Annotated in this window: 23 protein-coding genes and 6 tRNA genes; 9 read left to right on the top strand and 20 right to left on the bottom strand. The window is 43.9% G+C overall.

Annotated features, from left to right (window positions below; all coding sequences use genetic code 11):
- Positions 1-11: 11 nt before the first annotated feature.
- Positions 12-584, top strand: a complete 573-nt coding sequence (locus A4R26_RS12555; RefSeq protein ID WP_207625740.1) for a DUF2306 domain-containing protein — start codon at positions 12-14, stop codon at positions 582-584.
- 288 nt (positions 585-872) lie between these two features.
- Here the strand turns inward: A4R26_RS12555 and A4R26_RS34930 are convergent.
- The 12 genes from A4R26_RS34930 to A4R26_RS12610 form a co-directional block, all read right to left on the bottom strand.
- A tRNA-Tyr gene (locus tag A4R26_RS34930) sits at positions 873-961 on the bottom strand.
- A 44-nt stretch (positions 962-1,005) separates the two neighbouring features.
- A tRNA-Ser gene (locus A4R26_RS34935) sits at positions 1,006-1,100 on the bottom strand.
- A gap of 81 nt (positions 1,101-1,181) precedes the next feature.
- Positions 1,182-1,268: transfer RNA gene (locus A4R26_RS12565), tRNA-Ser, on the bottom strand.
- Positions 1,269-1,277: 9 nt separating this feature from the next.
- Positions 1,278-1,353: transfer RNA gene (locus tag A4R26_RS34940), tRNA-Cys, on the bottom strand.
- Between the two features lie 5 nt (positions 1,354-1,358).
- A tRNA-Leu gene (locus A4R26_RS12570) sits at positions 1,359-1,433 on the bottom strand.
- Between the two features lie 11 nt (positions 1,434-1,444).
- Positions 1,445-1,517: transfer RNA gene (locus A4R26_RS12575), tRNA-Leu, on the bottom strand.
- Positions 1,518-1,779: 262 nt separating this feature from the next.
- A complete protein-coding gene (gene fusA / locus A4R26_RS12580) occupies positions 1,780-3,807 on the bottom strand; it encodes an elongation factor G (protein WP_439330558.1) in 2,028 nt (675 codons plus the stop codon).
- Between the two features lie 530 nt (positions 3,808-4,337).
- Complete coding sequence (locus A4R26_RS12590) at positions 4,338-5,249, bottom strand: bestrophin family protein (protein WP_081164122.1); 912 nt, start codon at positions 5,247-5,249, stop codon at positions 4,338-4,340.
- Between the two features lie 65 nt (positions 5,250-5,314).
- Positions 5,315-5,824: an adenine nucleotide alpha hydrolase family protein gene (locus A4R26_RS12595; protein ID WP_081164123.1), complete on the bottom strand. Its 510-nt coding sequence runs from the start codon at positions 5,822-5,824 to the stop codon at positions 5,315-5,317.
- Positions 5,825-5,955: 131 nt separating this feature from the next.
- Entirely contained in the window at positions 5,956-7,329 is a 1,374-nt protein-coding gene (locus tag A4R26_RS12600; protein WP_081164124.1) for a HAMP domain-containing sensor histidine kinase, read from the bottom strand.
- Between the two features lie 8 nt (positions 7,330-7,337).
- Positions 7,338-8,027: a response regulator transcription factor gene (locus tag A4R26_RS12605; RefSeq protein WP_081164125.1), complete on the bottom strand. Its 690-nt coding sequence runs from the start codon at positions 8,025-8,027 to the stop codon at positions 7,338-7,340.
- A 195-nt stretch (positions 8,028-8,222) separates the two neighbouring features.
- Positions 8,223-8,981: a hypothetical protein gene (locus A4R26_RS12610; protein ID WP_081164126.1), complete on the bottom strand. Its 759-nt coding sequence runs from the start codon at positions 8,979-8,981 to the stop codon at positions 8,223-8,225.
- A 326-nt stretch (positions 8,982-9,307) separates the two neighbouring features.
- Between A4R26_RS12610 and A4R26_RS12615 the strand changes: the two genes are divergently transcribed.
- On the top strand, positions 9,308-9,817 hold the full coding sequence (locus A4R26_RS12615; protein WP_107685833.1) for an asparaginase domain-containing protein: 510 nt from the start codon (positions 9,308-9,310) through the stop codon (positions 9,815-9,817).
- Positions 9,818-9,834: 17 nt separating this feature from the next.
- Here A4R26_RS12615 and A4R26_RS12620 read toward each other — a convergent pair whose 3' ends face one another.
- Both A4R26_RS12620 and A4R26_RS12625 read right to left on the bottom strand, forming a co-directional pair.
- Positions 9,835-10,056 (bottom strand): CDGSH iron-sulfur domain-containing protein, encoded by a 222-nt coding sequence (locus tag A4R26_RS12620; RefSeq protein WP_081164128.1) that lies wholly within the window; start codon positions 10,054-10,056, stop codon positions 9,835-9,837.
- Between the two features lie 73 nt (positions 10,057-10,129).
- Entirely contained in the window at positions 10,130-10,597 is a 468-nt protein-coding gene (locus A4R26_RS12625) for a hypothetical protein (RefSeq protein ID WP_165760250.1), read from the bottom strand.
- Between the two features lie 125 nt (positions 10,598-10,722).
- Between A4R26_RS12625 and A4R26_RS12630 the strand changes: the two genes are divergently transcribed.
- The gene (locus A4R26_RS12630) at positions 10,723-11,910 is read left to right on the top strand and encodes a vWA domain-containing protein (protein WP_081164130.1); all 1,188 of its coding nucleotides are present in this window, start codon (positions 10,723-10,725) and stop codon (positions 11,908-11,910) included.
- A gap of 91 nt (positions 11,911-12,001) precedes the next feature.
- On the opposite strand, the gene A4R26_RS12635 is transcribed toward A4R26_RS12630, so the two are convergent.
- The 4 genes from A4R26_RS12635 to A4R26_RS34945 form a co-directional block, all read right to left on the bottom strand.
- A complete protein-coding gene (locus tag A4R26_RS12635) occupies positions 12,002-12,361 on the bottom strand; it encodes a DUF3127 domain-containing protein (protein ID WP_081164131.1) in 360 nt (119 codons plus the stop codon).
- Positions 12,362-12,447: 86 nt separating this feature from the next.
- Positions 12,448-12,957 (bottom strand): hypothetical protein, encoded by a 510-nt coding sequence (locus tag A4R26_RS12640; RefSeq protein ID WP_081164132.1) that lies wholly within the window; start codon positions 12,955-12,957, stop codon positions 12,448-12,450.
- A 280-nt stretch (positions 12,958-13,237) separates the two neighbouring features.
- A complete protein-coding gene (locus A4R26_RS12645; RefSeq protein WP_081164133.1) occupies positions 13,238-13,513 on the bottom strand; it encodes a hypothetical protein in 276 nt (91 codons plus the stop codon).
- A gap of 185 nt (positions 13,514-13,698) precedes the next feature.
- A complete protein-coding gene (locus A4R26_RS34945) occupies positions 13,699-13,851 on the bottom strand; it encodes a hypothetical protein (RefSeq protein WP_165760251.1) in 153 nt (50 codons plus the stop codon).
- Between the two features lie 412 nt (positions 13,852-14,263).
- Here A4R26_RS34945 and A4R26_RS12650 point away from each other — a divergent pair, with 412 nt between their 5' ends.
- The 5 genes from A4R26_RS12650 (at position 14,264) to A4R26_RS12670 (ending at position 20,780) form a co-directional block, all read left to right on the top strand.
- Positions 14,264-14,734, top strand: coding sequence for an Lrp/AsnC family transcriptional regulator (locus tag A4R26_RS12650; protein WP_081164134.1), 471 nt, complete (start codon positions 14,264-14,266; stop codon positions 14,732-14,734).
- A 4-nt stretch (positions 14,735-14,738) separates the two neighbouring features.
- Entirely contained in the window at positions 14,739-15,746 is a 1,008-nt protein-coding gene (locus tag A4R26_RS12655) for an EamA family transporter (RefSeq protein ID WP_081164135.1), read from the top strand.
- Positions 15,747-16,109: 363 nt separating this feature from the next.
- On the top strand, positions 16,110-18,422 hold the full coding sequence (locus A4R26_RS12660) for a penicillin-binding protein 1A (RefSeq protein ID WP_081164136.1): 2,313 nt from the start codon (positions 16,110-16,112) through the stop codon (positions 18,420-18,422).
- A gap of 94 nt (positions 18,423-18,516) precedes the next feature.
- The gene (locus A4R26_RS12665; RefSeq protein WP_081164137.1) at positions 18,517-20,460 is read left to right on the top strand and encodes a M1 family metallopeptidase; all 1,944 of its coding nucleotides are present in this window, start codon (positions 18,517-18,519) and stop codon (positions 20,458-20,460) included.
- A 44-nt stretch (positions 20,461-20,504) separates the two neighbouring features.
- Positions 20,505-20,780, top strand: a complete 276-nt coding sequence (locus tag A4R26_RS12670; protein ID WP_081164138.1) for a hypothetical protein — start codon at positions 20,505-20,507, stop codon at positions 20,778-20,780.
- A gap of 211 nt (positions 20,781-20,991) precedes the next feature.
- On the opposite strand, the gene A4R26_RS12675 is transcribed toward A4R26_RS12670, so the two are convergent.
- Positions 20,992-21,789, bottom strand: a complete 798-nt coding sequence (locus A4R26_RS12675; protein WP_165760252.1) for a copper resistance protein NlpE N-terminal domain-containing protein — start codon at positions 21,787-21,789, stop codon at positions 20,992-20,994.
- A 199-nt stretch (positions 21,790-21,988) separates the two neighbouring features.
- On the bottom strand, positions 21,989-22,240 hold the full coding sequence (locus A4R26_RS12680; RefSeq protein ID WP_081164140.1) for a hypothetical protein: 252 nt from the start codon (positions 22,238-22,240) through the stop codon (positions 21,989-21,991).
- Positions 22,241-22,941: 701 nt separating this feature from the next.
- Between A4R26_RS12680 and A4R26_RS12685 the strand changes: the two genes are divergently transcribed.
- Complete coding sequence (locus A4R26_RS12685) at positions 22,942-25,164, top strand: FUSC family protein (RefSeq protein ID WP_081164141.1); 2,223 nt, start codon at positions 22,942-22,944, stop codon at positions 25,162-25,164.
- Positions 25,165-25,489 lie beyond the last annotated feature (325 nt).

Consider the following 25,489-nt stretch of genomic DNA (forward strand, 5'->3'; position numbering starts at 1 on the left):
TTATGCTACATATGGCTATTGAATATTCTTCCTTTGAAACAGATATCCATTTTCTCAGGTACAAACAGGATTACATTAACATTCCACTATGGAAAGCGGCCTTCTATACCCACGTGTTCAGCAGCGTGCTGGCGCTTGCCGCCGGCCTCACGCAGTTTTCAGATGTCATCTTAAAAAAATACCGGCGCTTACACCGTATTGTAGGGTGGATCTACGCAGTGGATATTCTTATCATTAATTTTCCCGCAGCCATGATTATGGCATATTATGCAAACGGGCTGCTTCCTTCGAAAATCGCTTTTATACTTCTTGACTGTCTTTGGTTCTGGTTCACCTTAAAAGCTGTTATAGCCGCGCGCAACAAAGAGATCAATAAGCATAAACGATTCATGATCCGCAGTTTTGCGTTGACCTTCTCGGCCATCACTTTGCGTTCATGGAAAATAATTCTTGCGGGCGTATTTCACCCCGACCCGCTTACCCTATATATGATAGATGCCTGGATGGGATTTGTTCCCAACCTGTTGCTGGCTGAATGGTTTATCTGGAGAACAAATAAAAAACAGGCTATCGCTCAAAGCTGATATTGAAAAGTATCAGCGCAAGTATTGCGGCCAGGATAACTATATAACTCCCAATCATTGTTATAATGCGAATCACTTTCGCATTCGGTTTCTCGGCTTTGGCCAGCGTTTTATATACAGCAAGGGAAATATGGTGAGCACCTAATACAGGTATCAGCAAAACGGCCAGAATTAACAACGGGAAGAGCATAACATAACGGTTATACCATAATATTACTCTTTTGTTTTGAAAACTAAAAGTTAAGTAAATTCTAATTGTCAACTCAACTCCATACTTAGATGAAAACCTGGTAGGGCGTGAAGAATTCGAATCTTCTGTGTTTCGTGTGTACCAGATTTACAGTCTGGCGTAACGCCTCCATGGTTACCGACGCCCTGAAAATATCCGCCTTTGCCGCTATCTGACAGCTTTGACTTACAATGGCGGAGAGCAAAGGAATCGAACCTTCATCCCGTGGTTAAACGAGAAACATCTTAGCAGGATGCCGCAGCAAACCAATATCTGGCCTACTCTCCGTGAACTCATGTGTTAATGCCCGCCTTCGCCAGAGCTTCGGCGGGTGATGTCTGCTGTCGCTAATGCTTCAACGGACAATGCGGAAGGTACAGGACTCGAACCTGCAAACGCTGTTATACGTACGGCAGTTTTCAAGACTGCTTCATTACCGGTTATGCTAACCTTCCAATAAGTTGAGAGCAGGATGGGAATTAAACCCACGTTAAATTGGTTTTGCAGACCAATCTCCATGTCAGCATTGAGTACCTGCTCAAATGTAGCCGCACCGGGATTTGAACCTGGACTGTACAGATTTTAAGTCTGTTGTCTCCTCCCTGTTGGACTATACGGCCGGGCATACACGTAGCCCCTGTGAGATTCGAACTCACACTATACTGTTTCTAAGACAGCAGCCTCTCCCGTTGGGCTAAAGGGCTAAAAAAAAACCCTTCAAGTTTTTACCTGAAGGGCTTATGCTTATTTAAGTTATGTATTTACTTTAACTCTTATTCGCATGAATATAACCGTCCTTCAGATCGTTGCTGTAACAACTGAGTGATAAAGACAGTAAATATGAATTGTTGCGAATCATACAGCAAAGCTAGTAAGAATATTCAAATCAAAAAAGAATGGATACGTTTTTTTTATAAAATAAAACAAGGCTTCCCATTAGGAAGCCTTGTACACATCGTATCATGATTAAACAACTACCACATTATCAGGAGCCAGCTGATAATCATGGAACGTTAAAGAAACTGCCGCCCTTCCGGACGAAATGCTTCTTAACGTATTGATATACCCGAATAAACACGACAAAGGAACTTCTGCCTTAATACACTGCACATTAGCTTTCATCTCAATTCCCCTGATGATGCCGCGCCGGCGATTTAAGTCACCGGTAACAGCGCCTGTATATTCGCCGGGTGTAGTTATATCAACCTGCATAACAGGCTCCAATAACTTTGGCGCGGCTTTCAACGCAGCTGCCTTAAAGCCCATGCCGGCCACCTGTTCAAAATCCTGTGCATGAGAATCCTTTTGATGAATATCGCCATCGAACAATCGTATACGCATAGATTGTACAGGATAACCTGCCAGCATACCGCATTGCATGGCCGCCGCAAATCCTTTTTGAACGGAAGCAATGAACTCCCTGGGTATGGCGCCGCCTTTGACCTCATCAACAAATTCCAGCCCCGGCGAATTATGTTCACGTGGAGAAAGTTCAAAATGGATCTCTGCAAAATTGCCAGAGCCCCCATTCTGTTTTTTAAACACCTCCCTGTGAATAATGGCCTGGGTGAATATTTCCTTATACGCGATCTGCGGCTGCCCCTTATTCACCTCCACTTCATATTCAGTGGCTAACCTTTCCAGCACAACTTCCAGGTGCAACTCTCCCATTCCTTTCAGAAGGGTTTGACCCGTTTCCCTATCTGTTTCTACCAAAAGGGTAGGATCTTCGTCGAGCAACCGCGCTAATGCTTCGCTTAACTTACCGGTTTCCTTCGATGATCTTGCTTCGATTGCATACCCTATCATAGGCTCGGGAAAAACAATGCTTTCCAGCAACACCGGCCTGCCAGGATCTGCCAGCGTATCGCCGGTCCTTACTTCTTTCATTCCTACCATTGCGACGATATCGCCTGCGCCAATCTGCTCAACCGTTTCATACTTATCACTCATGATGCGCATTAAACGGCTCACCCTTATTTTCTTTCCTGTGCGGCTGTTCCATACAGTATCTCCCTGCCGCAATACACCGGAATATACTCTAACCAACGCCAGCTTGCCTGTATAATCATTCGTGATGATCTTGAAAGCCAGTCCGGCGAATGGCGCAGCAACGTCTGTACTTACGGTTTTCAGTTTGCCGGTCAATGGATCCGTTCCTGTAACATCAGCAATATCAGCCGGTGAAGGCAGGTATTGCACAACCGCATCGAGCAACGGCTGAATGCCTTTGTTCTTATACGCGGCACCGCATACCACCGGCACCACCTGCATATTTATAGTTGCTTCGCGCAAGGCGCTATAAATACTTTCAGCTGGTATGGCCGATGCATTGCTGGTAAACTGCTCAAACAACGTTTCATTTGTAAGCGATAATTCTTCCAGCAAATGATTTCGTTGTTCCTCCGCATAGGGTAATAAATGATCCGGGATGCCGCCCACTTCAAAACGCTTTCCATCGTCGCTGTTCCAAAGCAATGCCTTCATGGTTATCAGATCGATAATACCGCAAAAATCATCTTCTGCGCCAATGGGCAACTGTATCGGAACTGCATTTGCATGTAACTGCGTCTTTATTTCATGTACCACATGCATAAAATGTGCGCCCTGCCTGTCCATTTTATTGATCATTACAATACGTGGTATGTTATACCGGTCGGCCTGGCGCCATACCGTTTCCGATTGCGGTTGTACGCCCGATTTTGCACAAAACACCGCAACGGCTCCATCCAGTACACGCAACGATCTTTCTACCTCGGCAGTAAAATCAACGTGACCAGGGGTATCGATAATGTTCACCTGGTATCTTTCTCCTGAATGATCCCAATAAGTGGTTATGGCAGCCGAAGAAATTGTGATCCCTCTTTTCTCTTCCTGCGGATCGCTATCCATCACCGTATTGCCATCGTCGACATTTCCTAACCGATGAATAAAGCCGGTATAATAAAGAATGCGTTCCGTAATTGTTGTTTTACCTGCATCCACATGAGCCATAATTCCTATATTTCTGAATTGCTGTAACCGTTTCATAAAGTATTTCTATAAAGAATGAATAAAAAAAGCCTCCCGTCACGCGGCGTGACGGGAGGCTTCTGCAACATGCAAAACATACCTAACGTCACCGAACATGTTCAGTGAATACGCTGATTATTGTTTTGAGTATGAATTTCATATTGCTGATTAATAATTAATATCTAAAGGCCTGGAGAATTGTTGCGGGGAGACAAACAAAAAAGCCCTCCCGGATGCCGGGAAGGCCATAGTATATTGATAGTATACGATTACCCCCTTTTATCCGGTAACGGGTTTGTCTCCCCATTTCCTATAAAGACAATACAAGTACTGGCAATTACAGCCCTGATGACTGCATTGGCGTTTATACCTGTGTTGTATGTGGTGGATGTAATCATGATACTTAATGCGCGAAATAATTTCGATGCAAAACTATATAAATATTTCAAAACAACAAATCCCCGGTCCAAAAAGGGAGGAGATCTGTTTTCACCTGACACACGAAGCTATCTCTACATGATATAATAATATTTTTCCTGGCGCTTGTCTTCAGGCAGGTCCTGATCATGCATCAATTGTTTCAGATCTTTTTCTATAGTGCCGGCTATTGCGGTCATAGGCGTATCGGTTGGTTTGTTCTCAAACGGGTCCTGTAAATGAATGGCCATTTTTTCAATCAGTAAAAAAGAGGCACTGATGGCTACCACCAACGGCACTTCAAGAAAACCGAAATAATCGATCACGCCGAAAGGCAGCATGGCTATAAATAACAACAAAGAGAAATGGATATATAAACTATAGGTACTTGGAAATACGGTATTCTTTATGCGTTCACATTTGCCCATGGCATCGCAGAGGCGGGTAAGCGTTTTGTCAATTTCCATTTGCTGATATCTGTTTATATAACCTTCTTCGAGGGCACGACGAAGGTCTTTTCCATGCTGATCGAGCATGGCCATGGGAACGTTATTGAAGCGGGTAAGGTATTCCATTTCCTTTCTGCTTAAATATTTCTCCAACCCGATGGTAGGGTTCAGGCGGCGCAGGCTTTGCCCCAGTGCATAACACCAGGCAATTTGCCGGCGGATCATCCGTTGACGCCAGATATGCACATCATCTTCTTCGTACTGACTACCGGTAAAGTTCAGCACCTGTCGTGCCAGCGTACGTGAATCGTTCACGATGGCTCCCCATACCTGCCGTGCTTCCCACCAGCGATCATATGCCTGATTGCTTCTGAAACCAAGCAGCAATGATATTACGGTGCCCAATACGGCCGGCACCGCTAATGGAATACTTATCGGCACCTCGAGGAACCATTCATGTATTACTGCAATGGCTAAACTATACAACAGTATTATGACCAATTCAACCTTTACTTTTCCAAACACATAACCTATCGGTATATTTTTTTTTAGTAACATCCACGTAAAGTTTAGCTTAATGAATCAAGATTCATACAGTTCATCAACCGAAAACACGTAACTCATTAACGTTGTGCGTTCAACAGTCTCAGCAGGGCAACAGCTTCTTCTTCCACAGCCTGGATCTCGGGCATGGTAATTACCCGGCGTTTTGATTTAAACTGGCGCAGTAAAGGAAGGCCGCTTTTTTTGAACATCTGTTCAGGATCTACGCTATCGGCGTGCACCTTGATGAACTCATGATCTTCGGGGTAAATAATAAGATCGATCTCATTGGCATCAACAAAATTGCGGAACACCGCAGGCGTATTGCCATACAGGTGACGGAATGTAATTGTATTTACCTTTTTAGGATACTGTTGTTTTATTTGTTTGCAGTTATTTCTAAAAGCATCCGTTAACAGATCATGATATGGCTTCCGTTGATTTCTTATAAGGTCGCCGGCAAAAAATGGCATTTGAAAAGCGTGGAACAACATGATGTTCAATACCTGTTCGCCCATAGTTTGAATGGTATTCTCTACCAGATCAAAAGTTGCAGGAGTAAAATCGGTGGGTACCAATACATTGCGCATACTGTAATCATTAAATTAAACAATGACGTTTACAGTTGCAAAGCTGGTATAATGGAATTAGAGGCCCTTAAGACATACTTAAGAATACATTAAAAAGGAAATAAGAATAGGATTAGAATCATTAAGAAACATTAAGAAGGCTGTGAACGCAGAACGATCTCTACATTGGTTCCCTTTCCTTCCTGCGAACTTATTAGTAATTCTCCGTTGTGTAACCGGATAATATTACGAGCCAATGGCAGCCCTACTCCATGACCTTCAAACCTGTCGGTATTGGAAGCCCGGTAAAACGGTTCAAAAACATATTTAAGCTCAGAAGCTGGTATTCCTATGCCTTCATCGACGATGCCGATCTTTATTTTGTCTTTCACTACATAGAGTGTAAGCTGCACGGGCCGGTCGTTACTGTATTTGCAGGCGTTCACCACTATATTGGTTACAGCCAGTTTCAATAAATGATAATTTCCTTCAACTAACAACTGTTGTTCGTTTGGCGGAAGCTCACCAAAATGCAATTGTACCCGGTTATCGGGATGTAATTCATCGATAGCCTGTTTTACTTCACAAACCAGTTCGTCGGCCCTTACAAGCGTGCGGCGTTGTTTTTTACCATCGAATCCGCTTTGCGCCAGTGCAAGCAGGCTGCTGGTCAAATGATCCAGTTTGCCGGCCTCATTTAAGATCACCTGTAAACTCTGGCGGTATTCTTCATTGGTGCGGGCCTTCTTTAATGCAATATCTGCTTCGCCCATAATAGTGGTTAAAGGTGTACGCAGTTCATGCGAAGCGTTGCTCACGAAATTATTCTGAGTTTCAAATGCCGTTTGCAGGCGGTCGAGCATGGTATTGAATGTATGCGCCAGCTCGGTCATTTCATCTTTACCTTTCTTAAGCTCCAACCGCAGGTGAAGATTATGCGCACTGATGTCCTGCACTTTACTGATCAGTTGCCGCACCGGCTGGAAAGTTTTGCGGCTAAAGAATATGCCCACTGTAAATACCAGCAACACACCTACAATAAATGTTGCGATCTTTGCCCGCAGTAAGGTGCCCAACAGGCGGTTGGCGTAATCGTTCACCGCCGACTTTATAACCAGGTACTTCTTCCCGTCATCATGATATAAAATGCCTGCATAATGCACTTTTCCTTTTTCTATATATACCGTATTACCACCCGCTTCTATTACATTCCAGTAAAATGACTGGGGCAGGTTAGGTACCTTAGGTTCAATAGTATTGCTGACACTATCCCAGGTAAGCAGGTATTCCTGCTCCTTTGGCAGTACTTCGAGGTATTGCCGCCGCAGTTCATGGTAGGTTACGGTCGAAACTTTATTTTGTTCGAACCGTAACTTGGCAGCTACTCTTACCCGTAATTCAAGCCGTTTCAGAAAATCGTTTGATGCAAACCGGCTTACAAAATAATAAGTTGTAAAGCTGATGAACAGGATCAACAGGGCCGTAAGTACGGTAAAGAGTAAGGCGGTTTGTGTTTGAATTTTCAAGTGGCAGGCTATTTTTTGTCTTCTTTAAGAATATATCCCATCCCTATCATGGTATGGATCAGTTTCTGGGCGGGATTGGTATCAATTTTTTTACGGAGGTAATTCACATATACATCCACCACATTGGTACTCATGTTGAAATCGATGCCCCACACATTTTCCAAAAGCTCCATGCGGCTCAACACCCGGCCCCGGTTCTGTAACATGAATTCAAGCAGCCGGTATTCCGTTGCAGTCAGGTTCACCGGTTCACTATTCAGGGTGGCCGAACGGGTGCTGGTATTCAGCGAAAGGTTTCCGATCTGCAATATATCGGTTTGCCCGTTGTTATTTCCCAGTGATTTGCGGCGGGCCAGCGTTCTTAGCCGTGCCTCCAGCTCGGCAAACTGGAAAGGTTTCACCAGGTAATCATCTGCACCGCTGTCAAGACCGGCCACAATATTTTCAGTGGTGCCGAGGGCGGTCAGCATCAGGATGGGTGTATCAACCTGTTGCCGGCGCAATTCTTTACATAACTGCATGCCGTTCATCCCCGGCAACATAATATCAAGAATCAATACATCAAACTGGTTCTTGAATGCCATGTCATGACCAATTAGGCCGTCGGGCGCTACAGACACTTCATATCCCGCTTCCTTCAAACCCTTACTTAGCATCCCAGCCAATGCAGCCTCGTCTTCAACTAAAAGTATCTTCATCCTGATCGTATTAGTTTGCAAAAATAATCACCATCGGCGAAATAGCAGCATTAAGGCCTTTCCCTGCTTTTTTATAACATTTTGAACGAATTGGCGGCAAATTGACTAATCCGGCGCAACAGCACGGGAAGAAAAACAAATCCCCTACCAAAAATGGCAGGGGATGTCTTTTGCTTTTCGGCTTATACTGAGTGCTTAATACTCAAACTTCAACTGAATTTCTCCGTCGTTGGAGGTTAAAGGATATCCGTCCTTATCATATGTATACTGTGTTGTGAGTGTGTAATCGAATAAGGTGCCTTCGAAATCATAACCGGCGGTCAACATTTCATTCCGGGCAAAAAACTGAAGCGTGTACCCAACATCGAGCAGCCATTTTGAAACAGTTGGAAAACCGGGTCGCTTTATGCCCCAGGTAAAAACAACAGTTCCCTGCATATCGCCTTCGAGCGTTACTTTCGCCACGTTGCCATCGCTGCCATAAGTAATATTGGCTGTTTCCGTTTCATCGGCCAGTTTCATTTCCTTCACGATCTTTGTAACCTGGTTATTTACTACCGTATAGGTAAGCACATCATCCTGGATGATATCATCGGGTTCACCGGCAACTTTTTGAATTGTTTTTACAGTGCCTGAAACCGGAATACCGTCGTGGTACGAATAAGTATAGGTGGTATAGTCGTTATGGTCCCTGTACTCAATTTTTGATATATTTCCTGAACCGTCGAGCGTCAACACGGTTGACTCAAGTCCATCGGCGCTGCTGAATGATCTCAGTTTGCTGCCATTGTAGGTAAGGTTGAATACATTGGTGTTACCATTCTCTGTTTTTGTAACTTTCTTTAACAGTTTCGTGTGGCCCCCGTTATTGTCATCATTTGAATCTTTGTCTTTCTTACAGGAACTTAAAACCAGCATGGCCATTGCACCGGCCAACAGGAAAACTTTTTTCATACTTGTAATTATGTGTTGTTTGTAATTTGTTCATCTTCACCTCTGCGGTATTGGCTATACTTTGCTGGCGGTGAAGCACGATGCAATATTAGCAAGCGAACGGGGCTGTTGTTTACATGAGTAGTTTGAAATGCATATTATGGTACATGAACTGTAAAAATCAACAATTGTGTCAACATCAAATTCAGCGTATCGTTAAATAATATCAACCGCTTTTACATGTACAATGAATGTTTTTTAACGATTCTTCTGCGTTCATTCACATATTCAATTTCTCTATAAATGCCTGATAAAGAGGGTATCTTTGCATCATCAAATATTGCACTATGGCGATCCGCATTTTTATTACGGGAGGAACTTTTGATAAGGAATACAATGAACTGAACGGTGAGTTGTATTTTAAAGATACCCACATGCAGGAGCTGCTTTCATTAGGGCGAAGCCGGTTACCGGTAAATATCAAAACGCTGATGATGATCGACAGCCTTGAAATGACCGCCGACCACCGTAATTATATTGCAGATGAATGCGAGCAATGTGAAGAAGAGAAGATCGTAATAACACATGGAACCGATACCATGGCAGAAACAGCGCGGGTGCTGGCAAACCAGGTTTCCGGTAAAACAATTGTTTTAACCGGCGCCATGATTCCCATTAAGTTCGGTAGTTCCGATGGCCTGTTCAACCTCGGCAGCGCTCTTGCTTTTGTACAATCCCTGCCGCCAGGCGTATACGTGGCAATGAACGGCCGCTATTTTAACTGGGATAATGTTCGTAAAAACAGACAGACGGGGATTTTTGAAGAACTGAAATCCGTTAGCACCAGTGCAGAATAAAACTGCCGGGAGCAGTTTTATTTTTTGGGCGGCAGGTTGAAAGCAACCGCTTCATGTTCAAAATGCCCTTTGTGTGAGCCATCGCAAAACGGTTTGTTCTGTGACATACCACAACGGCATATGGAAACAACTTCACGGCCACCCAGGTCATATACATTTCCGTTTTTATCTACAATCTCAAAATCACCTTCTACCCGTAAAGAACCATTGCTGTTAACTGTAATTTTTGTTGATGCCATTGTACTTAGTATGATGTTTTTATAAGGGCGCAAGATACAGTAAAAGAAGGCAGAAAACTCCTGGCAGTCCATATCAATAAACCGCATCGATCCTAACTTCCTTTCCACCGAATACAAACAGATCACCGGCTTTTTTGCTATGCAGGGTTTTTGCCAGTGGGGCCAGTGGCGAAAGGTACAGTACCAGTTTTTCTTCCATTGTTTGTTTACCCAAACCCGCCGCAATAAAAAAGATCATTCCGGCCCCTTCAATACAGGCGCCCGGGGAAACCTTCGTATAAATTACATCGGTTTTTACTTCATGTAACAAGGCCAGTTCCTTTACCTGCGCGGCCAGCTGTTTCGAATGCATTTCCTTTTCCAACTGGTTCATAGCCCGCGCCGTTTCATATTTATCGCCGGCAGAACTTTTTTCTTCATTATTGGCAGCCTCCTGCGCATTATCGATAAGCGTTTTCGCGGCAGCGATGCGCTGTTCAATGATGTGCTCGCCGGCCAGCTTTAACCTGTTCTTGAATGCTATTTTTTCTAATTCCGTCACAACCACTAAAATAAGCGAAAGAACCCAATCGCATAAATGTTAAAATAATCTAAAAGCAACCTGATATTTTTTATTCGTTTATGTAAAGCCAAAATGAATGCATCTGAAAAGAAAACCAGAAAATTATGAACACCCTGAATAAGCTGTTTGCCGGTAGTCTTTTGATCATGGGAGCTACCGCGTTCATGTATTATAAAAAGCCTCTGGCTGCGCAACCAACCTCACCCGAAAACCCATTGCCTCAACATCCAGCTCCGCCTGCCGCCAGAAAAGTACAGGTTGCCGTGCTGCTCGATGTAAGCAACAGTATGGATGGATTGATAGAACAGGCCAAAGCCCAATTATGGAATATGGTTAGCGTACTGGGTAAAGCTACCTGCAATGACGTTGCTCCAACCGTTGAAATTGCCTTATATGAATATGGCCGCCCTACCAATGATTCCCGTTCAGGTTATGTAAAACAGATCAATTATTTTACCCGCGACCTCGATGAAGTATCGCGTAACCTTTTCAAACTGACTACCAATGGCGGCGATGAATACTGCGGGCATGTTATGTACACTTCATTAACCAGCCTTGAATGGGATGCCAGTCCCGATAACTATAAAGTTATTTTCATAGCCGGCAACGAAGATTTTCTACAGGGTGATATTCCTTTTACCAGGGCGTGCTCAGAAGCAAAGAAAAAAGGTGTTATCATCAATACCATCTATTGCGGCGACAGAATGCAGGGCATAAAAGAACACTGGAACCTGGGCAGCGAATGCGGTACCGGCAGCTTTACCAATATCAATCAGAATGCTGAAGTGATTGATATTGCCACACCATACGACACTGTTTTATTTCAATTGAATATTCAGTTGAACGCCACGTATATCGGTTATGGACAAGCAGGCAGGGCCAATGCATCAAAACAGGCTGAAGTAGATCAATTGAATTACAAAAATAACAAAGCTGCAGCCGCACAGCGGGTTGCTGTTAAAGGCAAGAAGCAATTGTACAATAATTCAAGCTGGGACCTGGTTGATGCCAGCAATGACGATGCCACTGTTTTGGATAAAGTAGCGTTGAACACACTGCCCGACGAGCTAAAGAATAAAAGCCGGAACGAGATAAAACAGATCGTCGCCACCAAAAGCAGGGAACGTACAAACATTCAAAAAGAGATCTCCGCTGTATCGGTAAAGAGAGATGCATTTATTGCTGCAGAAAAAGCACGCCGGTCAACAAAAACGAATGAACGAACACTGGAGAGTGAAATTGAAAAAATAATCAGGCAGCAGGCACAGAAATACAATCTGAAAATTCAATAACGGCAAGGACGGTTCTCGCAATATAAAAAGCGGAGGTAGTTAATGCATATAATGCGAGTAACTATCTCCGCTCATTTTTTAATAAGGCTGCTTAGAATGGCAGATCGTCGTCACCGCCCGATGATGCAGTGAAAGATGTTCCCTGTACATCATTATAGCTGGCGCTGGTGTCGGGGCCTGAGGCGCCGCCTTTTTTACCCATTTTCCATGCCTTTACGTCGGTGTACCAACGACCATTGTATTCCCGGCTTTCCACATCAAAAGAAACATCAACCAGATCGCCGGTTTTAAAGCTACCCATATCAATTTTATCGCCCCAAACAGCGATACATACCTTTTTAGGATACTGATCGCCGGTTTCAAGAATAAATTCCTGTTTTTTCCAGGTACCGTTTTTTCCCTGGCCCGATTGAACCGGTAAGAACTGAATAATTTTGCCGCTGATGTCCATAAGTAATATTTTTCCTTTATACCGGCCAAAGGTATGTTTACGATTTCCATTTTCAGAAAAAGAAACCGCACAATTTTTTAACAGCTTTAAAAAGGAATACTATCCGGATCAACATCCTCCCCATCATCATCATAATGATCTTTGAGGCCCAGCTCTTTACAGGTGCACCATTCATTGAACGGACAGGAAGGCGGGTCGTACGAACAAAACTCAATGGTTTCAAATCCGTTTTCCACAATGGCTACTTTTCTTTCAAGTACGCTTACGAGCAGATTATATTTTTGGGGTGCCGGTAATTTCTCGGGCATTTCTACCCCGATATTCCAGGTAAATAACAGCTTTTCAAACGCAAGGCTCACCGATTCCATTTGCTCATCGGTAAGTTTTTCCGCCGGCGGAAACTGTTCTTTCTGCAAACCGCTATAGTAGCTGAAATCATGTTCCGGTTCATTTTCGAGCCAACGCTCCACTTCCTCGAAATATCGCTCAACGGCTTCCACATCATTTTCGGCGGATGCTGATGAATACGTTTCAGGTCGTTCTTCCCGGCAGGCTTCGGCAATATCAGAAAGCAGGTGGTTAATATAGGACTGCATACAACAAAACTTCTATTATGCAAGCATAATCGTATTTTATAATTAGTTCAAAAGCGATCAAAACCAATTAAATTGAAAAAACAACCGTTTCATTAAGGGTTTAATTCTTCGAATGCAGCGCTGGCTGCGCTATGAAATATAACGGCGGAAAAGGATTGTACTATAGCCCATACCGTTATATTCTGGTTTTATATATTAAATGGAAAGTTAATTAAATATTACAATAAAAAAAAGCCCCGATTAGCTCGGGGCTTCATTTAAAATTTTACAAAAGGTATTCTCACGCTGCCATCCGGTTATACAACTGATCGCCTATTGCGTCAGCAACCTTCGGCGGAATATTATTCGCGGCAGTACCTCTGTCGATGGCCGTTACTTTCTTCAATTCCGGATGCCATCCAAAAATATACACGGGACTTCCATTTACACTTACCCGGTATTGCGTTTCCATGGTGTAGGTTTGAAAAGAGGTGGCTTTTACAATAAACGGAATGTTGTCAACCATCAATTCAAACTCCTCAGTTCTCGTTCTTGTTGCGTTCTTTCTTGTGTTCATAAGAACCCTCCTTTTTAAATGTAATTAAAACGGTAATTTCCCAACAACTATGCCGGAATAGCCAGGCAGGCAGCTGGTAGTTTTACATTAAAACATTTTTAATTGAAGATCCTCTGATCAACAAGTTATAAAACACCCTACCGGTAAGTGGGTACTTTTAACAACGTTATGTGGAAACGATGGTACTATGACCCTCTTTGAGCACGACCGGCCACACGTGTTGATTTGGCAGCTCCTTTCGTGTTGCTTTTTCCTTTGGTTGGAATGGGCGCTTTGTTGCCTGTAGTTGGACTGCCTTTCTTTTTGTCTTTATTCTTATTTGTGTTAAACAGTGACATAATTAACAATTTTAAACATGTAAAGTTACAAAAGCCATTTCAACATCGAATAACTGATCAGGAAGTGTTCAATTTAACGAATTACCGCTTACAAACGTATAACCCAATGTTTTATCATCACAATTTGGGAATCTTTTACAAAAAAAAGCCATCCTGCAACAGATGACTTTACTTTTTTCATGGCTAAACTTTCTACTGAAACTTACTAACCCGGAATATTCAACCTCTACTGATCCTGCCTTACGACATACTAACACTCGTTGTTCTATAATCGCCTGTAATTCAAACACTAACAGCTACAAGTTGATAATTATTCGGTAACACCCTGCAAATTTACAATAATTTTCTTAAAACACTCCCTGTCACAGAATATTATTCAGAAATACCCTACTTTTACAGAAAATTCATCGGAATGGATGTTGTTTTAGATAATACAGATCTCCAGATCCTCGAGCTTATGCAAGCCAACGCGCGTATTTCCAATGCCGACCTGGCCCGCGAATTAAATATGGCGCCTTCTGCAGTACTTGAAAGAGTTAAAAAACTTGAGCAGAAAAAAGTGATCCAGGGGTACACTACTCAAATAAACCCCGCCACTATTCAACAGAAATTACTGGCCTTTATTTTTATTCGTTCTTCAGAAGGGTTTACCTGCAGCAGTAATACAGCGCAGTCGCTGGCGGCTATACCTGAGGTGCAGGAAGTGCATCATATTGCCGGTGAAGATTGTTATCTTATAAAGGTGCGTACCGCAGATTCTTCATCACTGATGCAACTGATGCGAACGCAACTGCAAAAGATCCCTAACATAGCATCCACTAAAACAACCATCGTTTTGGAAACCGTGAAAGAGCAACAACAATTGGTGATTCCTAAAAATTAAATCTATGTCCACTGGTACAAAAAGAAGCGCTAGTCCTGTAATGGTTGTTATTGCCTTTGCAACCGTTTACCTGGTATGGGGTTCCACGTATTTCTTTATCCAACGCGCCATCGAAACAATTCCGCCATTTATTTTAGGCGCAATCCGTTTTCTTATTGCGGGCGGCCTGTTACTCGGCTGGGGTATTATAAAGGGGGAAAAGTTATTTAACTGGTCACATATAAAACCGGCGCTGATGAGCGGTTTGCTGATGCTTTTCATTGGTAACGGCGCTGTGATCTGGGCCGAACAATCGTTGGCAAGTTCGCTGGTAGCCGTATTGGTTTCATCGGCGCCCATTTGGTTTGTTGTGCTCGACAAACCTAAATGGCACGAAAATCTTACCAGCCGTAATACCATCATTGGATTGATCGTAGGCTTTATTGGCGTTATATTGTTATTCAGTGAACAAACTACCAAGGCGCTGGGCGCAGGTAATGGCCACCAGGTGATCGGGCTCATTGTGCTTATCATTGGCGCCATGAGCTGGGCCGGCGGTTCTTTATACAGTAAATACAAATCAACATCAACCTCTGCTACGGTGAATATCGCCTGGCAAATGATGGCCGCTGGTATTGCCTTCGTTCCGGCCAGTTTCATCAATAATGAATGGAGCTCATTCAATGTACAGGCCGTAACAACCAGTTCGTGGCTTTCGCTGATCTACCTGATAACAATGGGTTCTCTGGCTGGTTTTAGTGCCTACGTTTGGCTATTGCAGGTAAGGTCGGCCACCCAGGTTAGCACCTATGCCTATGTAAACCCGGTTGTTGCGGTTTTACTGGGCGTTCTTTTCGCCGGTGAGCACATGACTACTTTACAAATTATAGGGTTGGCGGTAATCCTGCTGAGCGTATTGCTGATAAACCTGGCCAGGTATCGCAAAGATCAAAGATCAGCGGCGAATGCAGCATCAACCGGTGTAAAAAATAATATCGTCATTCCGTCAAGACAAAAAACTGCAAACGCTTAAGGCGGAACGAAGAACGCCGCCCGGGAGCATCGGTGCGGGATGGGCTTACCGCATATCGCAATATATTCAAATGCCGGCCGGCTGTGCTTTTTAGCATCACCGGCCGGCTTTGCATTTGGTAAATGTTAATTCCGGCAGGCCGCCTATACCGATGGCGGTTTAATTGTATATTGTGCCACCTCGTAAGTTCAAAGTTCCCAGCTGAAGCAGCGAACTTTGAACCTGAACTTTACTTTAAACTAAAAACTTGGAACTTTTCTTCCCTACCGTTGAAAATAATAGGGCTTATTACTATTTTTAGCGCCTGTCATTATATTAGCTTTTTTAAAATTCAAAGCGTACTGTACCTATAATCTCTGATCTATGAAAAAGGGAATAAAAATCTTCTGGTGGGTCTTTTTTAGCGGATTGTTATTTGGAATTCTGCTTATCGTAGCTGCCAATATTGGTTTGCTGGGCAAAATGCCTTCCATTAAAGAGTTGTCGAATCCCACCGCACTTGTTGCCAGCCAGGTATATGCCGAAGACGGCAGCCTTATGGGCAAATACTTAATTGAAGACCGCATCGATGTAGAATTTAAAGAGATCAGCCAGCAGGTGATCAATGCCCTCGTTGCCACTGAAGACGAGCGTTTTTTTTCGCACAATGGTATCGACGGCCGTTCGCTCGCCCGTTCATTATCTTCTTTTGGTACCAGTGGCGGCGCCAGTACCATTACCATGCAAACCGCCAAAAACCTGTTCACCGAAGGTTGGGGCACCCGTAATATCGTTCTGCGCATGATCCAGAAATTAAAGGAAGCCATTATAGCGGTAAAGCTGGAACGCAATTTTTCGAAAGAAGAGATCATTACGCTTTACCTGAACACCGTTGCGTTTGGGGATAATGTTTATGGTATCAGAAATGCCGCCAAAACCTTCTTTCAAAAAGAACCCAACGATTTAACAACTTCTGAAGCTGCAGTACTCGTAGGTATGCTTAAAGGAGAGATCTATAATCCCCGCCGCTTCCCGGATCGTGCTAAACCAAGACGGAATACAGTCTTACACCAAATGGTGAGAAGTAATTTCATTACCGAAGCAGAAGCCAACGCACTGGGCAAAGAGCCAATAAAACTGAATTATAAAAAGCTGAATGAAAATACCGGCCTCGCTCCTTATTTCCGCAGCGTACTGGGCGAAGAATTAAAAAAATGGTGTAAGGAACATGAGAACCCGGCGACCGGAAAACCGTATAACATCTATAAAGACGGTTTGAAGATCTATACAACCATTAACCCACGCATGCAGCAATATGCCGAAGAAGCGGTTTCAAAGCACATTGCCAAAATGCAGAAAATATTGAGTGCGCAAAAAAATATAAAGAACGGTTCCGTATGGAAAAACCATGAAAATGTGCTGGAGGCGGCCATGAAACATAGTGATCGCTGGAAAAGCATGAAAAAGAGCGGTTCAAGTGACGATGAGATCCGTAAATCGTTCTTTGTAAAAACGCCAATGAACGTTTTCGCCTGGAATGAAAAACGCCAGATAGATACGGTAATGACGCCATATGATAGCATCAAATATAGCCGTGCCATGTTACAGGCAGGCTTTTTGGCCATGGATCCGCAAACCGGCGCCATAAAGGCCTGGGTGGGCGGTATCGATTTCAAAACTTACAAATTCGACCACGCAAATACTGGTACAAAACGGCAGGTTGGCAGTACCATTAAACCGCTGTTATATGGCCTTGCCATAGAAAACGGCGGCTTTACTCCTACCACACCGGTGGAGGACGTACAACAGAACTTTGAAGGCTACGGAGTTGTACCTGCTACCACTGCTTCCTGCAGCAACCAAACCATGCCCATGGCCGAAGCGCTTGCCCAATCACGTAACTGCGCAACCGCCTTTATAATGAAACAGCTCGGCAACAAGGGCAATGATGCCGCCGTGCGTTTTGTTGAATTTTTGAAAAATGTGGGTGTGGAAACCAAAATTGAACCTGTACCGGCCATATGCCTGGGTAGTGGTGAAACTTCATTATACGAAATGATGCACGCCTACAGCATGTTCCCTGCAGGCGGTTTTTCGGTAAAACCTATGTACATTACCCGCATCGAAGACAAAAATGGTAATGTGCTGCAGTCATTTACTTCCGAGCGTAAAGAAGTGATCAGCGCGGCTACAGCTTACAACATTATGACCATGATGAATGGTGTTATGAAACATGGCACCGGTAAACGCGCCGCCAGCTATGGCATCAACGTAGCCAATTTTTCAGGCAAAACCGGTACAACCAACGACAACAGTGATGCCTGGTTCATGGGGTATTCACCACAATTGTTATGCGGTGTGTGGACGGGTTGCGATGATCGTTTCATTCGCTTCAGCAGCACAGCCGTTGGTCAGGGTTCTTCCGTGGCGTTACCGGTTTGGGCTTACTTCTATGCAAACTGTTTAAAAGATAAAACCACCGGGCTCGACAGTAAAGTAGCGTTTGTTAAACCGGAGGGTATGGTAGTTGACACACTGCGCGACTGGACCGAACCCAAAGGGGATTTTATAGAAGGCGAAATGAATGGAAGCGGCACATCGGCTGATGATTACGGCGGTACGCCCGCACAACCAGCCCCACCGGCCAAAAAAGACAGTGTTCCAAAAACCGGCGCGCCAAAACCGAGCGATTATTAATTTTAATTAGAATATTCAATTACAGGTATGGCACACTTTGAAAGTGTGCCATACCTTTTTTATTTATATTGCTGAACGTTAATTATACACCTGCATGTACAAGTTATTATTATCAGTCACAGCCGTTTTACTTTTTTCATTTCCTGGTTTTACCCAATCGAAATTCAATCCGGCAGAAGCCTTTGCACCGGGTTTTTATAAAAATAATGGCAATACCATTAGGTCGGCAAGTGGCGCACCCGGACCAGCCTACTGGCAAAACCGGGCAGACTATAATTTGCAGGCAATCATCGACACAGCCAAACAACAGCTGACCGGGTATACGATCATAAAGTATACGAATAACAGTCCCGATACATTAAGATCATTATGGTTATTGCTTGAACAGAACATCTATAAGAAAGGCGCGCGCAGCAATTTCCTGTTCGATCAGCAACCACAGGAATTCACCCCTGGTTTTGAAATTGACGAAGTGAAGATCGGCCAGGGTGCTGCTACAACCCCGGTGAAGTACATTGTGACCGATACGCGTATGCAGATCCGTTTGGAAAGGGCGCTGCCGGCAAAAAACGGCGTCGTAAGCATTCATATAAAATATCATTATACCATTCCGGGCGCTTTTGGCGGCCGAACAGATTATGTAAGAACTAAGAACGGTACCATTTATGAAATTGCACAATGGTATCCGCGGATGTGCGTATACGATGATCTGCAGGGTTGGAACACCCACCCATTTCTTGGCAGCGGTGAATTTTATTGCGAATACGGCAATTTTGATTACAGTGTAACGCTGCCCTGGAACATGATAGTGGCCGGCGCCGGGGAATTACAAAACCCCAATGAAGTACTTACTCAACTACAGATGCAACGCCTTAATGCAGCCCGCGCCAGCGATAAAACGGTAATGGTTCGTTCTGCAGCGGAAGTAACCGACCCTAAAAGCAGGCCGGTCGGGAAAGGCATGCTTACCTGGCGGTTTAAAATGAATAATACGCGCGATGTAGCTTTTGGCGCTTCCGCCGCATTTATGTGGGATGCCGCGCGGGTTAATTTACCCAATGGAAAAAAATGTCTTGCTATGTCGGTTTACCCGGTTGAAAGCGATGGCTATGATGGCTGGAGCCGTTCAACCGAATACCTGAAGGCTTCTATTGAACATTTTTCTCAAAAATGGTTTGTATATCCCTACCCTGTTGCCATCAATGAAGCAGGCATTGCCGCCGGAATGGAATACCCGGGAATCCTGTTCGATGGAATGAATGATAAGAACAAGGAACTGTATTGGGTAACGGCGCATGAAATTGGCCATAACTGGTTTCCCATGATCGTTGGTTCCAATGAACGCCGCAGCGCATGGATGGATGAAGGCTTCAATACCTTCATTGGTATTTATGCATCGGATGCTTTCAATAAAGGCGAGTATGCGCCTAAACGAGATAGTGAGTATGCACCGGGCGGTGGCAACCCGGCCGATGAAATCCTTCCCTGGCTAAGCGATCCCAAAGCACCGTCAATGATGATGGCTGCTGACGCAATTCCCGAAACCTATCGCCATCCGGTCTCTTATTTCAAACCGGCATTTGGGTTGTACCTATTGCGTGAATATGTGCTGGGACAGGATCGTTTTGATTATGCATTCAAAAGATATATTCAGCAATGGGCTTATAAACATCCTTCGCCTGAAGATTTCTTTCGCACAATGGATAATGAAAGCGGAGAGGACCTTAGCTGGTTCTGGCGCGGCTGGTTTCAGCATAACTGGTCGCTCGACCAGGCGGTACAACAGGTGACCGTAGCCGATAACAAGGCTAATATCACTATTACCAACCTCGACAAACTGGTTATGCCGGTTGTTGTGCAATTGACGTTCAACAATGGCGGCACACAGCGGATGCAATTGCCTGTAGAAACCTGGTTTCAACATTCGAGTTATACGTTCTCCGTTCCGGTAACGGGCGCTGTAACCACTGTTACCATCGATCCCGACCAGGTGTTACCCGATGCCAACCGGCAAAACAATGTGTGGAAGATTAAATAATCAGGCAAGGAACAGTTGGTATCTTTACAATAAACCGGGAACGAATGACCCTGACAGAAAAATTATTATTCGTAGCGTTTGGATTTCTTCTCATTATTTTTATTTCCGTTGGCTTTTTGAATAAAAGCGATAAATTAAAAATGCTGAAAGATAAATACGATGCTGCCTTACAGGGAGAAGACAGGGACGAAGCAATTGCTGCCGGGGAAGCGTATTACCGGGCGCTAAGAGGCGGTGAGCTTACCCTTACCGATGAAAAAGCGATATGGAAAGATGTGGCTCATTTGCCGGAGAAGGAAGGGGGTGAAGTAGGTAGTTGAGGCGGGGTTGATAAAGGTGATATGGGGAATACAGAATATTGAATTGCGAACTTCAAGTAGATAGTTGACGAGTTAACTGGTTGATGAGGCGGAGTTAAATAGTTGAAGAACAGCGCCTGCAGCCCGTTCGGCTTGCTCCTGTATTTTGCTTTCGGCTTTGAGCTTTAGGCTTTCGCCTGTATTTGTATTCGCGTGTAGCTAGCAGCTGTATTTACCATTCACCATTCAGCTTCACGCCGCATCCCATATACATCGTTCCATTATACTTTGCCTCTACCTTATATTCATACCAGTTATCGCTCATACCATCGCTGCAAAATTGAGGCGTTATAATTACTTGCATAGAATCTGAATTTTTGCCCGTCGTGTAAATATACCGGCGGTTTTGAATTATCGCCGGCGCATAGGGAAATACGGTGGGTTCACTGCTATCAACCCGTAGAAATCTGATCTGTTTATCCACATCAATTTCCATCAGCCAGAACGGCTCGTTGCCAAGCGCAAAAAAATCAATCCCGGCTTTCTTCTTCTCCATCCAGGCAATATTATCGGCGCCAATTTGTATATGGCTTAAATAATCATTGGGATACAATGGAACAGGCGCACCGGTCATACTCAATTCACTCAGGCCTTTATTCGTAACCGCAAAGCGTTTGAACACTTCTTCGTTTACCAGCAACTGCAATTGATCGTTGGTTGTTTGCCAGCGGCCTTCCGTTTCAAGCGGCGGCGACTGAATTCCATTGAACTCATCTTTCAAATGAAACTGGTGATCGGTTAAAAAAAGAATTTTCCGCGTAATGCTGCGGCAATCGTTACATGGTATTGTGCCGGTATAATAACCGGGAACAAAAGAAGTGGGTGAACCCGATTCATCCGGAATAAACTGACCAGCATTAAATACCGAATCGGTAGTTGATGTGGTATCTGTCGTTTGAGGTACGTGTATGGGTGTGCGACTGTTGCATGCTACGGCAACTAACATTAGCAGGCCAAAACAGCATTTCATTGTTTTCATTTTTTCAAAGACTTCTATAATATAGTTCCTCCTTTGCCTGTTTATGCAAAAGCAGGTATTATGGAAGTTTACCGGACAGCGTTTGAGGGATACTATATGAGCAAAGAGTGGGCCGTTTGTTATTAATAGAAAGAAAAAGTAGGGTACGGATGCTGGTAATTTGCCCTTTTGTGGTCAGGACCCATCCCTGCTAGCTTGCTTTGCCTTTATGTTCCCAATATTCTTTCACAATGCGGCCGTTGGCCATTTGGCGAAGCCGGCGCGTAAAGCGCTCGCCTTTTATATGACCAGTATCATCCTTACGGCCAAGAACCAATACAATGGCATCCCCCTCCTTATCGGTTTTAAATGCCATGTCGTAGCGGTTACAATGCGTTTCAATAAAAGAAGACGGTTGGTACTTCTTACGTAAAATTTTTAAAACAGGTTCTTCCAGCTCCATAATTTTGATTTTTTACATGAGCAAATGAATTATTGAATTTTCATAGTTGGGGTGGGCCTGCTTTCATTGCCGTTATATATATGTTAACCTTAAACGAATAAATTCTATGCGATCAGGGGGAAGAGTTTGCTATTTTGATTGTTGAGCCTTTGAGTTGGCCGATGCTTTACAGTGCGATGGTTAATACGCACGAATCATGTACTTAATGTTAAAGCGTTGTTTAAAAATGTTGAAATTATAATGCCACTCCCGCTAAAGCATTTTGCGTTTAAAAAATTGCATAATTTTTTTCGCACATATACAAAAGCGTGGCATATGTTATACAAATCAGGGGAAGGATTTACGAACAAGGTGTGTATATTTTAATGTGCAGACACAGGTTGTCCGTGCGATGCAACGATAATGGGAAGAGTACGGCATATCCTTCGCTTCAAAAATTATAGCAGGTATTTTCAATCAATAAGTCTTAGGAGTGCGTTGTACGGGATTGTGGCGATAGTTATACAGTTCTTTAAAGTTACAACTTTACAAATTAAAAAGATCAACTCCTGTCATCAGTTTGCACGATCGGGCAACATTTTATCAAATGTCAAACGACCCTTTTATGTTTATCCCGCCTTTTTATACTAAGGGCTCGTCGCAATCGTTTATTTTCAACTTTTTGTACCAAACACTCGTTAAAATACGTACTTTAATTACCCATGGATTATCTGAAGAAGTATAAGAGCTTTTTGTACAGTTATTATCTCAGTTCCGGAGTACGTATTACAGCAGGCGTGGTGCTGCCTGCGCTCATTTTCAGCTATTTCGATATGTTGTCGCAAGGGGTAGCCATCTCGCTGGGCGCCATGTGCGTCAGTGGCACCGATAACCCCGGCCCTATTCACCACCGGCGTAATGGTATGCTAATCTGCCTGTTGTTCCTTGTTGTGGTAGCAACTTTAACCAGTTTAACCGCAGCCTATCCTTTTATGCTGGGTACGCTTATAACTATTTGCTGTTTTGTTTTTTCCATGATCGGCGTTTACGGCAGCCGCGCCATTTCAATAGGGGTGTCAGCGCTATTGATCATGGTTTTGCAGATCGGGCATCCCAGCCAGGGTAAAGAGGTGATCATTCAGGCCGCTTATATTTTATTGGGCGGACTTTGGTATACCGGGTTAAGTTTGTTATTACACAAGTTTGCCCCTTATAAACTAGCACAACAGGCGTTAGGAGAATGTATCGCCGCCACCGCCAATTACATCCGCATCAGGGCATTGTTCTATGATGAAACAACGGATTATGACAAAGCGTATCGCCAAATGATAGAGCAACAGGTGACCGTTCACCAGGAGCAGGAACTGGTACGGGAACTATTGTTTAAAAGCCGTTACATCGTTAAAGAATCAACCAATACGGGCCGAACCCTGTTGATGTTGTTCAGAAGCCTGGTTGATCTTTTTGAAAAGATCATGACCACCTATCACGACGATTATAAGGAACTGCACGCCACATCTGAGGGAACCGAAATAATGGAGCGCTATCGTCAACTTATTTTACAACTGGCGGCGGAGCTCGATGACATCAGTATTGCCGTAAAAAGCGGCCGCCGCTCACGCGAAACAACAGTCCTTGCCGATGCCATAAAAGAAACCCGCATATTTTATATAGAACTGAGGAATAAAAACAGAACGCCCGACACGCTCGGGTATTTCATTACCATGCGGAACATCCTGAGCAACATTGAAGACATTGCCAATCGTATTCACAACCTGCACTTATACACCAGTTATCAGCAAAAGGTCACTCCTTCCGAGCCGGCCGATTATGACAAATTCGTTCACCGGCAGAACTTCAGCCTGAAAGTGCTTACCGATAACCTGAGCATGCAATCGAACTTTTTCAGGCATTCACTACGGGTAAGCCTGGCCACACTGGCCGGTTATATCATTTCCATGTTCCTGCAGGTTGGTCACAACTACTGGATACTTCTTACCATTATCGTAATCCTAAAACCCAATTACAGCCTGACCAAAAAGCGAAACTTCGAACGGTTGTTTGGCACAGTGGCCGGGGCCATCGTGGGGTTGGGGATCTTATATTTTGTACATGACAGAACCGCGTTGTTCTTTATAATGCTGGTGTTGATGCTTGGTACATATAGTTTGTTACGCACCAACTATATGTGGAGTGTTATTTTTATGACGCCTTATGTACTGTTGATATTTCAGCTATTATACGCTTCCCCTGTCAAAAACGTGCTTACAGACAGACTGCTCGATACTACCATTGGCTCGGCCATCGCCTTTATTGCGAACCTGTTACTGGTACCGCTTTGGGAGCATGAGCAGATCTCGGGTTATATAGCCACGGCCATTGAAAAAAACACCGCCTGGTTTAAAACCGTGGTTACCGAATTTATGGGTAAACCGGTTCTCCCTACCGAATACCGCGTAAGCCGTAAAGAAGCATTTGTTGCCCTGGGGAATTTATCAGATGCGTTTACCCGAATGCTGGCAGAACCCAAATGGCAGCAAAAAAATGTCAACACCGTTCACCAGTTTGTTGTGTATAACCACCTGCTCACTTCACATATTGCCACCCTGTCGCATTTCGGCCAGCAATTCGCCGCCATCAATGCAACAAAGGATTTTGTTCCCGTAACCAATTATATCGAATCGGAACTGTGTGTTTCAAAAGCGATCATCGATGGAGAAGAAGCGCCTGCAGAGCCCATGCGTGAACCGCAATGGCAACAGATTGACAAACGGTTGAGCAATCTGATGATCAACCGGCAAAAAGAACTGCAACAGGGATTAACTGATACAGACACCCGTAAATTACTGCGGGCGGTAAAATCAGTTACCGATGAATTCAGAATAATTCATGATGTCACTTCCGATATCAGGAAAGCAAGCATACAACTGGCGCATAAGGCCTAAAATTAATATCGACAATTTCCGGTTCATAAAAAAACCACAGGCATAATTTTTCACCTGCAGCGCTTGTTTTTATAGCCATGTTGGTAAAATCATTCTTACCTGATGACCGGTTTACTATATAATACGATTCAAAATGGTGTCATGCAAACAGGGCCCTGCCCGGTCTATGCCACCGGCCAGGTGCCTGGTTGTATTAAATAAACCTGGAAAAAGTAGATCTCAAAGATGCCGTGGAGGAAGCAAAATTTGCATGAGTTGTCATTGAATTTGTATGAACTGCCGCCATCAGAAATTTTCCGGCTCAATTCATTATCCATTTTTGCCG

Origin of the sequence: Niastella populi, assembly GCF_002078015.1 — a bacterium.
In the GTDB taxonomy this organism is placed as follows: domain Bacteria; phylum Bacteroidota; class Bacteroidia; order Chitinophagales; family Chitinophagaceae; genus Niastella; species Niastella populi.

What these genes read in the sequence shown, in the direction of transcription:
- A4R26_RS12630 (WP_081164130.1), top strand. Translation starts at nt 10,723, where the DNA reads ATGAACACCCTGAATAAGCTGTTTGCCGGTAGTCTTTTGATCATGGGA.
- A4R26_RS12605 (WP_081164125.1), bottom strand. Translation starts at nt 8,027, where the DNA reads ATGAAGATACTTTTAGTTGAAGACGAGGCTGCATTGGCTGGGATGCTA.
- A4R26_RS12670 (WP_081164138.1), top strand. Translation starts at nt 20,505, where the DNA reads ATGACCCTGACAGAAAAATTATTATTCGTAGCGTTTGGATTTCTTCTC.
- A4R26_RS12590 (WP_081164122.1), bottom strand. Translation starts at nt 5,249, where the DNA reads ATGTTACTAAAAAAAAATATACCGATAGGTTATGTGTTTGGAAAAGTA.
- A4R26_RS12640 (WP_081164132.1), bottom strand. Translation starts at nt 12,957, where the DNA reads ATGCAGTCCTATATTAACCACCTGCTTTCTGATATTGCCGAAGCCTGC.
- A4R26_RS12635 (WP_081164131.1), bottom strand. Translation starts at nt 12,361, where the DNA reads ATGGACATCAGCGGCAAAATTATTCAGTTCTTACCGGTTCAATCGGGC.
- A4R26_RS12615 (WP_107685833.1), top strand. Translation starts at nt 9,308, where the DNA reads ATGGCGATCCGCATTTTTATTACGGGAGGAACTTTTGATAAGGAATAC.
- A4R26_RS12650 (WP_081164134.1), top strand. Translation starts at nt 14,264, where the DNA reads ATGGATGTTGTTTTAGATAATACAGATCTCCAGATCCTCGAGCTTATG.
- A4R26_RS12610 (WP_081164126.1), bottom strand. Translation starts at nt 8,981, where the DNA reads ATGAAAAAAGTTTTCCTGTTGGCCGGTGCAATGGCCATGCTGGTTTTA.
- A4R26_RS12555 (WP_207625740.1), top strand. Translation starts at nt 12, where the DNA reads ATGGCTATTGAATATTCTTCCTTTGAAACAGATATCCATTTTCTCAGG.
- A4R26_RS12655 (WP_081164135.1), top strand. Translation starts at nt 14,739, where the DNA reads ATGTCCACTGGTACAAAAAGAAGCGCTAGTCCTGTAATGGTTGTTATT.
- A4R26_RS34945 (WP_165760251.1), bottom strand. Translation starts at nt 13,851, where the DNA reads ATGTCACTGTTTAACACAAATAAGAATAAAGACAAAAAGAAAGGCAGT.
- A4R26_RS12660 (WP_081164136.1), top strand. Translation starts at nt 16,110, where the DNA reads ATGAAAAAGGGAATAAAAATCTTCTGGTGGGTCTTTTTTAGCGGATTG.
- A4R26_RS12675 (WP_165760252.1), bottom strand. Translation starts at nt 21,789, where the DNA reads ATGAAATGCTGTTTTGGCCTGCTAATGTTAGTTGCCGTAGCATGCAAC.
- A4R26_RS12665 (WP_081164137.1), top strand. Translation starts at nt 18,517, where the DNA reads ATGTACAAGTTATTATTATCAGTCACAGCCGTTTTACTTTTTTCATTT.
- fusA (WP_439330558.1), bottom strand. Translation starts at nt 3,807, where the DNA reads ATGGCTCATGTGGATGCAGGTAAAACAACAATTACGGAACGCATTCTT.
- A4R26_RS12680 (WP_081164140.1), bottom strand. Translation starts at nt 22,240, where the DNA reads ATGGAGCTGGAAGAACCTGTTTTAAAAATTTTACGTAAGAAGTACCAA.
- A4R26_RS12645 (WP_081164133.1), bottom strand. Translation starts at nt 13,513, where the DNA reads ATGAACACAAGAAAGAACGCAACAAGAACGAGAACTGAGGAGTTTGAA.
- A4R26_RS12595 (WP_081164123.1), bottom strand. Translation starts at nt 5,824, where the DNA reads ATGCGCAATGTATTGGTACCCACCGATTTTACTCCTGCAACTTTTGAT.
- A4R26_RS12685 (WP_081164141.1), top strand. Translation starts at nt 22,942, where the DNA reads ATGGATTATCTGAAGAAGTATAAGAGCTTTTTGTACAGTTATTATCTC.
- A4R26_RS12620 (WP_081164128.1), bottom strand. Translation starts at nt 10,056, where the DNA reads ATGGCATCAACAAAAATTACAGTTAACAGCAATGGTTCTTTACGGGTA.